Below are 15,807 nucleotides of genomic sequence, written 5' to 3'. Positions count from 1 at the left end.
GCCGCTGAACCGCCGCGCCACCGTCGACATCAACTTCTAAGGCTCAAGGGGGCCGGCTCATCCCGGCCCCCGCGACCGAAGAAGCGTCGATAAGAACCTTCCGCCGAACTCAGGTTTCTGGGTTCGGCGGTTGCGTTTGAACTTCAGGCGGCGCACAGGCCCTATTCGCTTGTTCGTCTTGGTCGGAAGTTTAATAAGGCTCTGTCGCTAGAGAGATATCAGCGTTTGCTCGCGCCCTTCGATCCAGACCAGCCGGTCGCCGGCCTACAGGCTCCTGTCGACCTGACTGGACGGCGGTTTCTTGTCGTGTCCGCGCCCTTCGGGCGGTTCGGGCGCAGGCTGGCGCGCGCCATCGAGAGCCGGGGCGGCGAAGTGCGCCGCATGCTGTTCAACGCCGGAGACATTTCGAACTGGGGGAGGGCCGGCGGCCTCGTCTATCGCCGTCCCGCCACGCAATGGCCGCAGGACGTCGCGCGTCTGGCTGAAGAGTTCACCGACATCATCCTTTTCGGAGAGGGCGGCCCCTATAACCAGGGCGTCTTGACCCAGGCGAAGCAGCTTCCAGCCCGTGTCTGGGTGCTGGAGAACGGCTATTTTCGGCCGGACTGGATCACTCTGGAGCGGAACGGCGTCAATGCCTCGAGCGGCTTGCCGCGTTCGGGCGCAGGCTATCCGCCGCCGCCGCCGGAACTGCCGATTTCAAGGCCTGTCGGCAAGATCCTGCCGCATCACGTGCTCAACATCAGCTTTTATCATGCGGTCCAGCCCTTTGGCCGTTTGATGTTCCCGCACTATCGCCACTATTACACCGCTTCGCCGTGGAGGCAGTGCGTGGGCCATGTGCGGCGATATCTGGCCCTCGCCGTATCAGGCGCCCAGGCCAAGGATGTGGGGCGCCTTCAGGCCAAGGGCGATTTCTTCATCGCCTGTCTGCAGCGGGACGGCGACGCCCAACTGCTGCGCTACTCCGAGATTCACGACAATCTGTCCTTCCTGGATCGGGTGATGGCCAGCTTCGCCCGCTCGGCGCCTGCGTCGATGCGGCTGCTTGTCAAAAACCATCCGCTGGATCCCGGCGTGATCAACCTGGGCCGTGAGACGCGACGCCTTGCGGCCAGGCATGGCCTGACTGGCCGTGTCGACTTCATCGACGGGGGCAATCTGGCTCAGCTGTGCCGGGCTTCGCGCGGCATGGTGGTCAATAACTCTAGTGCGGCCCTGTCGGCGCTTGGTTTCGGTACGCCGGTCAAGGTGCTGGGGCAGGCGTTCTTTGATTTCGAGGGGCTCACCGATCAGAAGTCCCTGGACGCCTTCTGGGGCGCGCCCACGCCTGCGGATCGCAGCCTGTTCACGGCCTTCCGCGCCTATGTGATCAGTCGGACCCAGATCAACGGCAACTATCATGAGCCCCGTGCGCTGGACGCGACCGCCGAACGCGTGGCGGACGCCCTGGCCACACGCCTAGCCTAGGTCGCCAACCGCCCTCTGTACGGTGTGGCTCTCAGGTCACCCTTGGGCGCTGTCATCGTTCTGTCATCCAGTTGTCGTCCGAGCGTCCGATGGGGGGCCTAAAGCCGCCTCATCAATGACCGCGCTGATTGTCGTTCTGGCAAATGCGTCGAAAAGGATCACAGCACCCATGTTGAACCGCAACCTCGCCTATGGGGTTTCCGCCGCCGCTATCCTGTTGGCGACCTCCAGCGCCGCCTTCGCCCAGGAAACCACGGGCGGCATCCGGGGCGTGATCACGGACGCGGCCGGCGCGCCGGTGGCCAATACGGCCGTCGTCGTCACCCACATTCCGTCGGGCACCAGCACCACGACGGTCACCAATGAAGACGGCCTGTACACCGCCCGCAACCTGCGCGTCGGCGGCCCGTACTCGGTGACGGTCATGGTGGACGGCCAGACCGAGACGGCTCAACTGGGCAGCGTCGGCATCGGCGCCCCGACCGTGTTCGACGTCACCGTCTCGGCCATGGCGGCCGACACGGGCGCGACCGAAGTGGCTGAAGTGGTCGTGCGCGGCGTGCGTGCTGTGCGCACCTCGCCGACGGCTCGCCTGAACCTGGAAGACATCGAGACGCTGCCGTCCATCAGCCGCGACATCAAGGACATCGTGCGCACGACCCCGTTCGCCACGGTGGACCCGACGAACAACGACGCCCTGTCGATCGGCGGCCAGAACACCCGCTACAACGCCATGCTGATCGACGGGATCAAGCAGGGCGACGACTTCGGCCTGAACGGCAACGGCTATCCGACCCTGCGTTCGCCGATCTCGCGTTCGGTGCTGCAAGCGGTCAGCGTCGACGTGGCTCCCTACGGCGTCCAGTACGGCAGCTTCACCGGCGGCGTGATCAACTCGGTCACCAAGTCGGGCGGCAATGAGTTCCACGGCGAAGCCTTCTGGGAAGTCACCAACGACAGCCTGCGCGGCGACAGCTTCAGCTATAAGGACTTCGTCTCGGGCGAGCGTCAGAACCGCTCGCTGACCGGCGAGTTCGAAGAGAAGACCTGGGGCGCGACCCTCAGCGGCCCGATCATCAAGGACCGCCTGTTCTTCCTGCTGAACTACGAAAAATATGAGTCGACCCAACCGGTCCTGTCCGGTCCGGAAGGCTCGGGCGCCGTCAACCAGGTGCCGGGCATCACCCAGGCCCAGGTTGACCAGGTCCGCAACATCGCCAAGAGCGTCTACGGCTACGATCCGCTCGACTGGTCGGCCGACGCCCTGACCGTTCAGGACGAGAAATACTTCGCCAAGCTGGACTGGAACATCAACGACCAGCACCGCGCGGTCTTCTCGTACCAGCAGACCAAGGGCAGCGATCTGCGCCTGAACAACACGGTCACCAGCGGCAACTACGTCAGCGTCGGTCTGCTGTCGTCGGCCTATCAGATCGACCAGAACCTGACGGCCTACAAGGCCCAGCTGTTCTCCGACTGGACCGACACCTTCTCGACCGAGTTCTCGGTCAGCCGCAAGGAAACCGAAGGTCTGTCGACCGGCCTGGGCGGCAACGACTTCGCCGCCATGCAGGTCTATCTGGATGATCCGACCGGTCCGAACACCGGCGTGCGTCGTTCGATCCGCTTCGGTCCCGAGCGTTCGCGTCACGCCAATATGCTGACGGTCGACACGATGCAGTATCGCCTGGTCGGCAACTGGGAAGCCGGCTTCGGTCACCGCTTCACCGGCGGCTATGAGCGCGAAGAACAGGACATCTTCAACCTGTTTGTCCAGGTCGCCAACGCTGAATACGAGTTCGCGTCTCTGGCCGATTTCGAAGCCCGCAGGGCGTCCTCGGTCGGCTACACCAACGCCGCCAGCAACAACAAGAACGACGGCGGCGCCAGCTTCAGCTACGCGCTGAACACCTTGTTCCTGCAGGACGAATGGTCGGTCAGCCCCAACCTGACCCTGACGGCCGGCCTGCGCTACGACTGGTACACCTCGGACGACAAGCCGAAGTACAACCAGGCTTTCTATGACCGCTTCGGCTTCGGCAACGACACCAACCTGGACGGCATCAGCATCCTGCAGCCGCGCTTCGGCTTCAACTGGCGCCCGGATCCCAGCCTGACCGTCTACGGCGGTTTCGGTCGCTTCCAGGGCGGTTCGCCCAACGTCTGGATTTCGAACTCCTACTCGAACCCCGGCAACCTGACGGGCTCGTTCCAGTGCAAGTCGGCCGCTGACTACCAGTCGCAGTTCGCCGGCGGCTTCGGCGTCTGCCCGGACGGCTCGTATCTGACCAACGTCGATGGCCTGAATCCGAACCAGCAGCTCAAGGACAAGGTCACCGAGAGCGCTGAACTCGGCACCGGCAACATCAACCTGATCAGCCCGGCGTTCAAGACGCCGTCGATCTGGAAGACCTCGCTGGGCGTCAACAAGATCTTCGATCTGAGCCGCTTCAACATGGGCTCGGGCTGGAGCGTGACGGCCGAGTACGTCCACTCGGAACTGGAGAACGCCATCGGCTGGGTCGACCTCAGCATGGCTCAGACCCAGAACGGCACGGCGCCTGACGGTCGCCCGATCTTTGGGCCGAACCCGGTCCGTCGCGGTCAGCAGGTGCTGATGCTGACCAACCTGAATGGCGGCAAGACCGACCAGTTCGCTATCGGTCTGGATAAGGCCTGGTACGACGGCTGGCTGGACGGCGCGGGCTTCAACCTGTCCTACACCTATCTGGACAGCACGGACCGTTCGCCGGCGACCTCGTCGACGGCCAGCTCGAACTTCGGCAACATCGCCCTGTCGGACCCTAACGACCCGACCCTGGCGGACTCGAACTATGAGATCGAGCATGCGCTGAAGCTGAACCTGACCTACTCGCGCGCCTTCTTCGGCGACTACCGCACGCGCTTCAACCTGTACGCCCAGCGTCGTTCGGGCCTGCCCTACAGCTATACCTTCGGCACCAGCCCGGCGAACCTGTACGGCGAACACGTCACGACCCAGCGTCAGCTGCTGTACGTGCCGGCGGCCGACTCGGCCGGGAACGTCACGGCGACCAGCGATCCGCTGGTCACCTATGGCCCGAACTTCAACGTCGGCGCCTTCAACGACTTCCTGCACTCGACGGGCCTGATCAAATATGCTGGCGAAATCTCGCCGCGTAACGCCTTCAAGTCGCCTTATGTGACGACGGTCGACCTGCACATCTCGCAGGAACTGCCCGCCTTCTTCCCGGGCGGCGCGAAGCTGGAAGGCTATGTCGACGTCAAGAACCTCGGCAACCTGATCAACGACGAGTGGGGCACGATCCAACAGATCGGCTTCCCCTACACCTCGAACAACGTCGCGGCCTCGATCGTCGACGGCAAGTACAACTACACGGGCTTCTCGACTCGCAGCCCGAGCACCTTCGGCACCGAGTCGGTGTGGCAGGTGAAGGTCGGCGTCCGCTATCGCTTCTAAGCGACGCTGAACGAAGACTAGGGGAGGGCGGTCCGGCGACGGGCCGCCCTTTCTTTTTGGTGGCCTACCGCGCATTCGCGCTGCTTGAGGCCATTCTAGGTCGCCTATCGCGCGGTCGCGCTGCTTGAGGCGAGTTGAGCAGGCCTGCTGCGTTGAAGCGGCTGACCCGCCGAGGCCCGCCGCCATTGAACCCGAGGCCTTCAGGGCCTATCTCGCCCCCTTCGTGCTTCATCCCTTTTATGTGGACGTTTTCGGCCCATGACTTCGCCCATGATCCCGCCTATCCCTGCTGAATGGACGCCGCATCGCGCGATGTGGGTCGGCTGGCCCAGTCACGCCGATCTGTGGGAGGACAACCTCGAACCTGCCCAGGCCGAGGTTGAGGCTCTGGTGCGCGCCCTGGCCGGGCCGGGCCGCGAACAGGTCAAGCTGATGGTCGGCAATGACGAGGCCCTGGCCAACGCTCAGGCGCGCTTCGCTGACGTGGCCGGCGTCATCGTCGTGGCCGGGCGTTTCGGCGACATCTGGCTGCGCGACACGGGGCCGATCTTCGGCGCCGGATCGGCGTCGGCCCAGGCCTTCGTCTTCAACGGCTGGGGCGGCAAGTACGACCTGCCGCACGATGATGAGGTCGCCGACCAGATCGGCCAACAGACGGGCGTCGCCCTGACCCGCCATGACTTCATTCTGGAAGGCGGCGCCGTGGATCATGACGGCGAGGGCACGGTGCTGACCACGCGCCAGTGCGTGCTGAACCGCAACCGCAACACCGGCTGGACCGAAGAAACGGCCGAAGCCGCCTTCGCCGATGCCCTGGGCGCCAGGAAGGTGCTGTGGCTGGGCGACGGCCTGCTGAACGACCATACCGACGGCCACGTCGACAACCTGGCCCGCTTCGTCGCGCCCGGCGTCGTCGCCTGCCCGATCGGTTTCGGCCCCAAGGATCCCAATGCCGACGTCTATGACGAGACGGCCCAGGCCCTGTCCGCCATGACCGACGCCGCCGGTCGCCCGATCCGGGTGCTGCGCATCCCGTCGCCGGGCCTGACCCTGGACGAGGACGAACGCCCGGTCCCGGCCAGCCACATGAACTTCCTGATCGCGGACGGCGCCGTCATCGTGCCGACCTACGGCAACGACATGGCCGCCCGTCTGGCCTGCGAGGCCCTGGCCACTGTCTTCACCGATCGCGAGATCATCCCCCTGCCGTCGATCGCCATCCTGTCGGGCGGCGGTTCCTTCCACTGCATCAGCCAGCAGGAGCCCGCGTGATGACCCGTCAAATCACTCTCGCCGCCATCCAGACCTCGTACGGCGAGGACATGCAGGCGAACATCGACAAGACCATCGGTTTCATTCGCGACGCCGCAGCCAAGGGCGCCCAGGTCATCCTGGCGCCGGAGTTGTTCCAGGGGCCGTACTTTTGCGTCTCTCAGGAAGAGAAGTGGTTCGGCGCCGCCTATCCGTGGCGTGAGCACCCGGCCGTGACCCAGCTCCAGCCGGTAGCCAGGGAACTGGGCGTCGTCCTGCCCGTCTCCATCTTCGAGCGCGAGGGACCGCACTACTTCAACAGCCTGGTGATGATCGACGCCGACGGCGAGCTGATGGGCGTCTATCGCAAGAGTCACATCCCCGACGGCCCCGGCTATCAGGAGAAGTACTATTTCCGCCCCGGCGACACCGGCTTCAAGGTCTGGGACACGCGCTTCGGCCGCATCGGCGTCGGTATCTGCTGGGATCAGTGGTACCCGGAAACGGCGCGGGCGATGATGCTGCAGGGCGCCGAGGTGCTGCTGTATCCTACCGCCATCGGCACCGAGCCGCATGACGATACGCTGGACACCGCCGCTCCGTGGCGGCGGGCCATGCAGGGTCACGCCGTGTCCAATGTCGTGCCGGTCGTCGGCGCCAACCGCATCGGCCACGAGCAGGTGACGGACGCAGGCCAGACCTACTACGGCCACTCCTTCATCGCCGACCATCGCGGCGATCTGGTCGAGAGCCTGGATCGGGAGGAGGGCGTGCTGGTCCACACCTTCGATCTGGACTTCCTGGATCGCCACCGCGCAGCCTGGGGTTTCTTCCGCGATCGCAGGACGGATCTTTACGGCGCCCTGGCCACGGGACGCCCGGCCTGATCCGGTCTTCGTAAAAATCCGATCCCAAAAGAAAAGAGGCGGAAGACCGGGGTCTTCCGCCTCTCTCATTTTATGCGTTGAACGCTATCAGAACTTCAGCGTGGCGCCGAAGGTGAAGTAGCGACCGATCGCATCGTAGGTCTGCGGGAAGGTGTTCCCGTTGTTCGCAGCCGTGGTGCCGATCTGCGAGCCGACGATCGGCGGCGACTTGTCGAACAGGTTGTTGATCGTCGCCGTCAGACGCACCGTCTGGGTGATGTCCCAGCGGCCGCTCAGGTCGAAGTAGTCGTAGCTGTCGATCTGGGCGTAGTCCGGGAACCACTTGGTGGCGCTCGGCTCGACTTCAACGCCGGACAGGTGACGCCAGTTCAGCGAGGCCGAATAGTCGCCCAGCGTCCAGGTCGCGCGGCTGTTCCAGCGTTGCTTGACCTTGGGCTCGCCGCACGACACCGAGTAGTAGCCGACGCAGTCACGCAGCACGGAGGCCGGGGTGGCCTGGGTTTCGTGCTTGGTGAGGATGCTGCCGTTGACGCTCAGGTCGAGGCGGCCGATGTCGCCCCAGCCGAAGTCCGACAGTTCGACGCGGTAGTTGGCCGCGATGTCGAAGCCCGAGACGCGCTCGTTGCCGGCGTTGGTCGACGGGCGGATGACGCCCTTGGCGTCGACGCCGTTCAGAGAGCCGTTGGCGGTGCTGCGCTGGATGGCCTTACAGCTGTCGTTGAACGCCAGCGTCGGGTTCAGGGCCTTGTCGTAGCAGCCGTTCATGACATCAGCCAGGCTGGGGCTGTTGATCGTCTTGTCGATCTTGATGTCGTAGTAGTCCAGGCTCAGACGCAGGCTCGGCACGAAGGCCGGTTGCCAGACGGCGCCGATGGTCCAGGTGTCGGCTTCTTCCGGACCCAGGTTCGGGTTGCCGCCGGTCTGCTGGTTGACTTGGCCCGAGTTCGGCGCAGCCACATAGCCGATCGCGCCTTCCGGCACGCCGGTCAGACGGCACAGGTTGCTCAGCGTGCCGGCCGTATTGGCGTCAGCCGAGTTGATCAGGTTCAACTGACACGGATCGATCGCCATATTGCCCAGGCCGGTGACCTGCGGGTTGAACAATTCGCCGATGTTCGGGGCGCGGGTGGCGCGCTGATACATGGCGCGGACGCGGACGTCCTCGATCGGCGACCAGTCGCCGCCGATCTTGTAGCTGCCGTAGTTGGTCTTGGAGCTGCCGGCCTTGAACTCGGTCTGGCGATAGCCGGCTTCCAGGTTCAGGCTGTGGATGAACGGCAGGTTCTCGATCACCGGCACCGCCAGTTCGGCGAAGGCTTCACGCATTTCGAACTGACCGTTGCGATCCGGAACCGGCGCGCCGGTGCCCAGGATTTCGCCGTTGGTCTGCGAAGCCGCGTCGCCGCGCGTCGAGGCGCCCGACCGACGCCATTCGGCGCCGAAGGCGACAGCGATCTGGCGCTCGCTCCACGGGCTGGACAGATGCTCCGGCAGCAGGCCCGAGATCGAGCCCGAGGCCACGTCCTGCTTGATGGTGGTTTTGCTCATCGACGACAGGTTGATGTAGTCGATCATTTCCTGGGTGATCGTGCCTTCGGGCCCGAAGACGTTGATCGGCACGCAGCCTGCGACGGCGGTGGTGGCGCCCGGAACCAGGCACTCGGTCGCCGAGACCGTATTCAGGGCGTTGCGCAGCTTGGACAGCGAACCCCAGTTACGGCGCGTCAGCAGTTGCTGGGTCTCGCCGTGCGAGATGTAGGCGTCGTAGTTCCAGTCGGCGTTGATGTCGCCACGGACGCCAGCCAGCAGCTGGACCGTTTTGTTCTCGATGTCGACCGGACGGGTGCCCATTTCGGTGAAGCGACGGTTGATGGTCAGGTCCATCATGGTGTCGCCGCCGGCGCCGGCGACGCACTTGGCCGGATCGATCAGCAGGGCGCCGCAGAATTGCTGGCGCATGGCGTCCGGGATGAACGGGTTGCCGATCGGCACCTGATAGGTGTTGCCGAAGGTGCCGCTCGACGCGTTGTCCAGCGAAACATCGCTCTGGACATAGGTCAGGTGGCTGTAGACTTCAGCGGCCGAGTTGATCTTGAAGCTGCCCAGACCGTTGATCTGATAGCGGCTCAGCGGCGTCTGATACAGGTTGTACGGGTTGTAGTTGTAACCGGCCGAGTTGTAGTTCGGGTGGTTCGAGCCGATCAGAGCGCCCGTGGTGGGATCCAACTCTGCGCCCTGCGGCAGAGCCGTGCCCTGACGGATGATGTTGCCGTCGGCGTCTCTAATCGTGGCGGGGGTCAGGTCGAAGCGACCGGGAACCGAGGTGCCCGAGCCCAGCGGGTTGCCGGTGGTCGAGGAAAGAGCGACCTCGCCCCACGGACGACGCACTTGGTACAGCGGGTCGGTCTTGGTGTAGCCGAAGCTGACGACGGCGTTGCCGCGGTCATCGGCGAAGTTGCCGCCCAGGGTGACGTCGAACTTGCGACGCACGGCGTCGTCTTCACCTGAGAAGCCGTAGGAGGAGTTGACCTCGACGCCTTCGAAGTTGTTCTTCAGAATGAAGTTGACCACGCCGGCGACGGCGTCAGCGCCGTACACGGCCGAGGCGCCGCCGGTGACGGTGTCGACACGCTCGACCAGCGCCAGCGGGATGGTGTTGGTGTCGACCACGCCTTCGAGGTTGAACGGCACCACGCGGCGGCCGTTGATCAGCACCAGCGTACGGTTGGTGCCCAGGCCGCGCAGGTTGATGGTCGCGCCGCCGCCCGAACCGTTGTTGGTGGCCGAACCGACAGCCGGCACGGCGGCCGGCAGGTCCTTGACCAGCTCTTCAACAGCCACCGGCTGCGACATCGCGATCGCTTCAGAGCTCAGCGACGTGATGGGGCTGGAGGCCTCGTAGCCGGGCTGGCGGATGCGCGAGCCGGTGACGACGATGGAAGCGACTTCTGCAACATCTTCATCGGCCGACTGGGCGAACGCCGGGGTGGCGGCCATGAAGCTGAGGGCGGCGCCCCCGATAATGGTCGAAGCGAGCAAGGACTCGCGAACAATTCTCTTTTTCAAAAGAGACCCTCTCCTGAACAAAACAAGCCGCCGTCGGCCCTTGAACGAAGAGACCGATCGACAGCTCGCGGCACATCAGGGCCGTTCGCCCTGCGGTGGGGACATTACGGCGAGGCCTGCCACAAGCAAGTCGGAATTACGTCAATAATGGCACAGTGCAGAAAAAAATACTGACAAATGAAGAAAATTCGGGATGAGGCGCAAAAAATACGCTCAATTCCCAAAACTGTAACGAACGACGTTGTGCGAGGAGCCGTCCCGATCATCGGCGCTGCTGCCCCAGGGGTAGCCCTTGTCGTCGCCGCAATATGAACGTCGGCCCTGGCGAGCGTTCTCCACCACTAGGCGAGGGCGCAGTCGGGCTGCGCCGCTGAAGAGGTTGTCGGTGATGGTGTTGTAGGATGGCGTCTGGTGGCGGATGACGCCGCGCTCGCCGCAGTTGCGATAAAGGAAGACGCCGGGCCGCCCGCCCAGTTCGAAGCGGTTGCCGATGATGCGATTGCGGGCCGAACCGTCGATCGCGATCATCTCGCGCTGCGTTCGGGTGCGGATCAGATTGTCCTCGATCCGGTTATCGGCGCTTTCGGCGTCCAGATAGATGGCGGTCGAGACGCTGTCGCCGTCCAGGGTCGAACCCAGCAGGCTCAGCCGGGTGACGCCGGGTCCGACATAGAGGGGGATCGTCCCGGCGGCGCGGATGGTCACCTGTTCCAGCGTCACATGACTGGGCGCCGTCGCCTGAAGGCGGTCGGTGTGATCCTTTGTGCGCGAAGAGGCGCGCAGGTCGTCATAGCTTCCATCGGCGCCCATGCCCCAGACCCGCACGGCGCCGTTGATCCGGCAATTGCGGATGCGGACATCGGTCGGACGGCTCCAGAGGGCGGCGTCGATACGGCGTGACCAGATGGCGATGGTCGGCGCTGAGGCCGCGACCGGAACGTCCGGGCGGCCGACCGTGCCGCCGCCGCAGTCCAACTGGGCGCCTGAAGCTTCTGCGCCGATGATGCGCACGGGGCGGACGATCGTCTGGTCAGGCGTCAGCGTCGCGCGGCAGGCCAGCAGATAGGGCGTATCGGCGTCGGCGGTCAGGGCGGCGATGTCCTGCGCGTCGCAGGGGCGGGCGGCGGGCAGGGACCAGGCCTCGGCGGAGAGCAGCAGGAAGGTCGCCAGAACGCTCATCGCACCGTCGTCATCAGGGCGCGGCCATCAGGGCAGAGGCGTGGCCAGCGCTTGCGCCTCGGCCGCGCAGCCGGGGTTGCCTGCGCCCGTCGCTCGAACGGCGGCCAATTCCGCACGGGCGGCGATCAGATCGGCCTGGAAAGCGGGCTGGGCGGCAGCGGCCTGAAACACGGCGCGGCCCAGGGCGTCGCCGGCGGCCACATCGCGCGGATAGTGCATGGCGCAGACCAGTCGGCTGCGGCCCAGTTCGTCGCCCATGCGGCGGGCGGCCTCGGCGCGCGTTGGATCAAGGGCGGCGAAGGCTTCGCCATAGACGGCGCCGACCGTCGAACTGCCGGATGGATAGGAGGCGCTGCGTCGGCCCGCCTCGGTCAGCCGCTGGCAGGCGTTGCGCTGAAGATCGTCGCCGACGGGGCGCGAGCGATGGGCGCGGGCCTTGACCCGCTCGGCGGCGCTGTCGGCGTCATGAAACAGCCGCTGCATCAGCCGGGTCAGTTGCGGAATGGCGGCCGGATCCAGGCGCGCGTCCAGGGCGCAGTCGAAATGCTGCAGCGCCAGCGGCGGGCGCAACTCGGCATGAGCCGTGGCCAGCAGCCAGCGGTCGGTGTCTTCCAGGGCGATGAAGCGGGCGGAACGGGCCTTGTCGTCCAGATCTTCGGCCGAGCCGGGCGCAGGCGGCGGAGGGACGGCGTCGGCCAGGGCGGCCACGACGGTTTCGTCCAGATAGCCCGCCACGACAGGCGCGCGGGCGGCGTCGGGCCGCAGGGCGGCGGGGGTTCCGGCGCAGGCGCTCAACAGGACGGCCAGGACGGCCGCCGTCGTTATGGCGCGCGGGCCGCCCGGCGCGCGCATCAGGCCCCGGCGCTCCAGGACAACTGTACTGAGGTCAGACCGTCTTCGCCCGGCGAGGCGACGACCTGAAGGCTGGCGCCGCGATCGCCGGATGCGGCGGCGCCATAGGCGCGGGCCTCGCCCTGATTCATGGCCATGATCGAGGCCAGCCCGGCCTTCTCCGCCCGATGACGATAAAAGGCGACGACGGTTTCCGGGTCTGCATCGGTGCTGAAGGTGATCAGTCCGCCGGGCCCGCTCGGCCCATTGGCGGCGATCGGCGCGCCGTCAGCCTCGGCGCCGGGATAGAGGGCGGCGAAGGTCGGGGCACCGTGGATGACGGCTGCCGAAGCTTCTGCGGCGCTGTCGCCCGTAGCCGCCTCCGCGCCCGCTTCGACCGATGGGATCGCAGCCGCTTCGCCCTGGGACGCGGCGGGACTGTCGCACGCCGCCAGCCCGATGCTGAACGCCAGGACCCCGATCGCCACGCAACGCCTCATTCCCACTACATCCTTAATGTCTCTACTTGGATGCACCGTGGCCTATCCGTGCGGCGGCAGCAAGGCGGTTCAACCGGTAGGGGCGTCAACGTCGTCGCCGGGCTGGCCGGTGGACTTGCGCGCCTGTTCAGGTCCGCCGGCGGGGCGGGTGGCGGCGTCACGCGCGGCCAGGCCTTCGCGGGCGAGCGCGTCGTTGATGACGTCCTGGTCCGGATCGATCTCGGAGCCCGACGCCGACCCGCCGCGCAGGGAGCCGGCGCGGGTGTCAGAGCCCGAATCGGTGCCCTCCAGCGCCTTGTTGAGGGCGTCGCGAAGGTGGCCGCGATCGGTCTTCTCGCCCATGGCGGCGGCTTCGCGGCTTTCGTCGTTTTCGGTCTTGGGGTCGGTCATGGAGCTCTCCCTTGGCTGGACTAGAAACAATCGACAGGAGGGCGGCCCGGTTCCGTGCGCGGGCGCCGCTGATGCAGTCCGGGCATGAAAAAAGGCCGGAAGCGTGCGCTTCCGGCCCTTGATGCGTCCGGCGAACCGAAGGCCTCTTCTTACTTGCCGAACAGCTTGGCCCACTGGCGCGGCTCGCGCTTCTTCCACGAGTCGCGGTGATAGGCGTCTGAACCGATCAGCGGCACGACGGTGGTGGCTTCGGCGTAGACCATCTGTTCGTAGGTGGTCGAAACCTTGCCCCACGAAGCGGCTTCCTGCAGCGTCGAGGACGAGCAGGCGCCGTCGCGCACGTCGGCGACGGTGATCTGCACGGCGTATTTGTGCATCTCGGCGTCTTCACCGAGGATTTCGGCGCAGACGACGGTGTCCTGGGCGAAGTTCTTGGGCACGCCGCCGCCGACCATGAACAGGGCCGTGGTGCCGGCCGCGATCTTGATGTCGGTCAGTTCGCGGAAGTCCGCGACGGCGTCGATCATCATGTACGGCTTGCCGGCCTTGGCGCGTTCCTTCTGGTGCTTGACCAGACCGAAACCGGCCGAGCTGTCGACGAAGGCCGGGCAGAAGATCGGCACGCCCTTCTCATAGGCGGTCTGGATCAGCGAGCCGGGCTTCTTGGCGTTGCCTTCCGACAGCCACTTGCCCATTTCCCAGATGAACTCGCGCGAGGAATAGCCGCGCGGCTCCAGGCGATTGGCGATCTCATAGATCGCGTTGTCGCAGTCCTGCAGTTCTTCTTCGTCGATGTAGGTGTCGTAGATGCGGTCGATGTAGTTGTCGCGCAGGATGTTGTCGTCGACCGGGCCCGCAGCCTGATAGTGCTTGTAACCAAGGGCTTCGAAGAAATCCATGTCGACGATGGAGGCGCCGGTGGCGACCACGGCGTCGATCATGTTGAACTGAACCATGTCGCGATAGACGTGCATGCAGCCGCCGGCTGAGGTCGAACCGGCCAGGATCAGCCACGGCGAGCAGGTCTCGTCTTCCAGCGCCATGTTGAAGATGTCGGCCGCGCGGGCGGTGTCGCGCGAGCTGAACGACATCTTGCGCATGGAATCGATGATCGGGCGGGCGTCGAAGCTGGTGATGTCGACGTGCTCGACGGTGGTGGCCAGCAGTTCGGCTTTTTTGTTCGACTGAACGGGAGCGTTCATTTCAGCGGTTTCCCTCGGATTTGAGCGCCCGTCGTCAATAAGGAACAGCGGCCCGGACGGAGCGACGGGCCGCTGCTTGTACCAAAGCCTTGAGACATTTTTCAGTTCAAGGCGTGATGTGATGGATCAGCGCTTGCGCTTGCGCTGGCCCGCCTTGCCCTTGGGACGCGACAGGCGGACGACCTTGCGGGCGTTCTCCTCGGCCGTGGTGCGCACGGTCGGGATGGATCGCGGCGCCAGGCCGTACATCGAACCCATCGGAGCGTCCTCGACCACGGCGATGTCATGCTCGCCATAGCCGTTGAAGCCCGTCGTCATGGCCACGCCATAGGCGCCCAGCATGCCGATCTCGATGAAGTCGCCTTCCTGCACATCGGCGGGCAGCCAGAACGGGCCCGGCATGTGGTCGATGCTGTCGCAGGTCGGACCATAGAAGCGGAAGGGCTTCAGCTCCGACGAGGATTCACCGTCCCGGACCAGTTTGGTCGGGAAGGGCCAGCGCGAGTGGGTGGCGTCGAACAGCGAGCCGTACGACCCGTCGTTCAGATAAAGGGCGTCGCCCTTGCGCAGGTCCACGCGGCACAGCACCGACGACGATTCCGCCACCAGCGCCCGGCCGGGCTCGCACCACAGCTCGGTCGTTTCCGACACCGGCATCTCGTTGAAGCCGCGATGGATGGCGTCGGCGTATTCGCTCAGGTCCGGCGGGACCATGCCCGGATAGACCGACGGGAAGCCGCCGCCGACATCGACGATATCGACGAAGACGCCCGCCTTCTTGATGGCGCGGCCGACCTGGGTCATCGCCGCCTCATAGGCCGAGGGGCGCATGCACTGCGAACCGACGTGGAACGACACGCCCATCAGGCCGTCCTGGACCGCCTGGCGCGTGGCCAGCAGCAGGGCGGGGGCCTGATCCGGGGTGACGCCGAACTTGCCCGACAGCGAATAGGCGGCGCCGTCGGCCGACACGCCCATGCGCACGATCAGGTTCAGATCCTCGGCGTGGCCGGTGGCCTCGAGGATCTTGTTCAGTTCGTCATGGCTGTCGAGCACGAAGGTGCGCACGCCGTGGTCGGCATAGGCCGCACGGATGGCGCCGCGGCTCTTGACCGGGTGCATGAAGGCCAGACGTGCGTTGGGGCTGACCGACCGAACCAGTTCGATCTCGGCCAGGGACGCGACGTCGAAGGCGTTGACGCCCTGTTCGACAAGGGTCTCGATGACCCAGCGCGAAGGGTTCGCCTTCACTGCATAGAAGACGTCGGCTTTCAGATTATCCTGGAACCACTGCGCCGCTACGGCAACGGAGCGGGGACGCACGAGTGCGACCGGACGCTCCGGGGACCGCTGACGGACCAGGTCCAGGGGAAGCTGGTACGTGTGCAACTCACGTAACCCCCTGATGATTGTTAAACCCAGACCCGGCGTTAGCGGCGCAAGTAGGACCTACGGGGTCCGCCGGAACGCGCGATATGGGGGCATTGGACTGTCATGTAAAGCGGAAAAATTGCGGCGGGTCCTCGATCCGGGGCGGCGTCGCGTCGCACGCCCGGCTGCGGCAACCCGCA

Annotated in this window: 11 protein-coding genes; 4 read left to right on the top strand and 7 right to left on the bottom strand. The window is 65.5% G+C overall.

Annotated elements, in window-relative coordinates; genetic code table 11:
* Window positions 1-306: 306 nt before the first annotated feature.
* From H556_RS0115310 to aguB, 4 genes are all read left to right on the top strand, one after another.
* Window positions 307-1,470 (top strand): capsular biosynthesis protein, encoded by a 1,164-nt coding sequence (locus tag H556_RS0115310; protein ID WP_245559520.1) that lies wholly within the window; start codon window positions 307-309, stop codon window positions 1,468-1,470.
* Window positions 1,471-1,639: 169 nt separating this feature from the next.
* On the top strand, window positions 1,640-4,930 hold the full coding sequence (locus H556_RS0115305) for a TonB-dependent receptor (RefSeq protein ID WP_024355270.1): 3,291 nt from the start codon (window positions 1,640-1,642) through the stop codon (window positions 4,928-4,930).
* A 270-nt stretch (window positions 4,931-5,200) separates the two neighbouring features.
* Complete coding sequence (locus H556_RS0115300) at window positions 5,201-6,202, top strand: agmatine deiminase family protein (protein ID WP_024355269.1); 1,002 nt, start codon at window positions 5,201-5,203, stop codon at window positions 6,200-6,202.
* Window positions 6,202-7,068, top strand: a complete 867-nt coding sequence (aguB, locus tag H556_RS0115295) for an N-carbamoylputrescine amidase (RefSeq protein ID WP_024355268.1) — start codon at window positions 6,202-6,204, stop codon at window positions 7,066-7,068. Before H556_RS0115300 ends, aguB begins: the two co-directional genes overlap by 1 nt.
* An 87-nt stretch (window positions 7,069-7,155) precedes the next feature.
* Here the strand turns inward: aguB and H556_RS0115290 are convergent, their stop codons facing one another.
* The 7 genes from H556_RS0115290 to H556_RS0115260 form a co-directional block, all read right to left on the bottom strand.
* The gene (locus tag H556_RS0115290; RefSeq protein ID WP_035303209.1) at window positions 7,156-10,134 is read right to left on the bottom strand and encodes a TonB-dependent receptor domain-containing protein; all 2,979 of its coding nucleotides are present in this window, start codon (window positions 10,132-10,134) and stop codon (window positions 7,156-7,158) included.
* Between the two features lie 213 nt (window positions 10,135-10,347).
* Entirely contained in the window at window positions 10,348-11,313 is a 966-nt protein-coding gene (locus tag H556_RS0115285; protein ID WP_024355266.1) for a right-handed parallel beta-helix repeat-containing protein, read from the bottom strand.
* Window positions 11,314-11,340: 27 nt separating this feature from the next.
* Window positions 11,341-12,165: a phosphatase PAP2 family protein gene (locus tag H556_RS0115280; protein WP_024355265.1), complete on the bottom strand. Its 825-nt coding sequence runs from the start codon at window positions 12,163-12,165 to the stop codon at window positions 11,341-11,343.
* Window positions 12,165-12,632 (bottom strand): hypothetical protein, encoded by a 468-nt coding sequence (locus H556_RS0115275; RefSeq protein WP_245559519.1) that lies wholly within the window; start codon window positions 12,630-12,632, stop codon window positions 12,165-12,167. The genes H556_RS0115280 and H556_RS0115275 overlap by 1 nt, the downstream gene beginning before the upstream one ends.
* A gap of 81 nt (window positions 12,633-12,713) precedes the next feature.
* Entirely contained in the window at window positions 12,714-13,034 is a 321-nt protein-coding gene (locus H556_RS0115270; RefSeq protein WP_003168675.1) for a hypothetical protein, read from the bottom strand.
* Between the two features lie 149 nt (window positions 13,035-13,183).
* Window positions 13,184-14,236: a 1,9-bis(guanidino)-5-aza-nonane synthase gene (locus tag H556_RS0115265; RefSeq protein ID WP_024355263.1), complete on the bottom strand. Its 1,053-nt coding sequence runs from the start codon at window positions 14,234-14,236 to the stop codon at window positions 13,184-13,186.
* Between the two features lie 126 nt (window positions 14,237-14,362).
* Entirely contained in the window at window positions 14,363-15,625 is a 1,263-nt protein-coding gene (locus H556_RS0115260) for a type III PLP-dependent enzyme (RefSeq protein WP_024355262.1), read from the bottom strand.
* Window positions 15,626-15,807: the final 182 nt, after the last annotated feature.

The organism is Brevundimonas naejangsanensis DSM 23858 (assembly GCF_000421705.1).
Classification (GTDB): domain Bacteria; phylum Pseudomonadota; class Alphaproteobacteria; order Caulobacterales; family Caulobacteraceae; genus Brevundimonas; species Brevundimonas naejangsanensis.
This window is presented reverse-complemented; position numbering and strand designations above follow the sequence as displayed.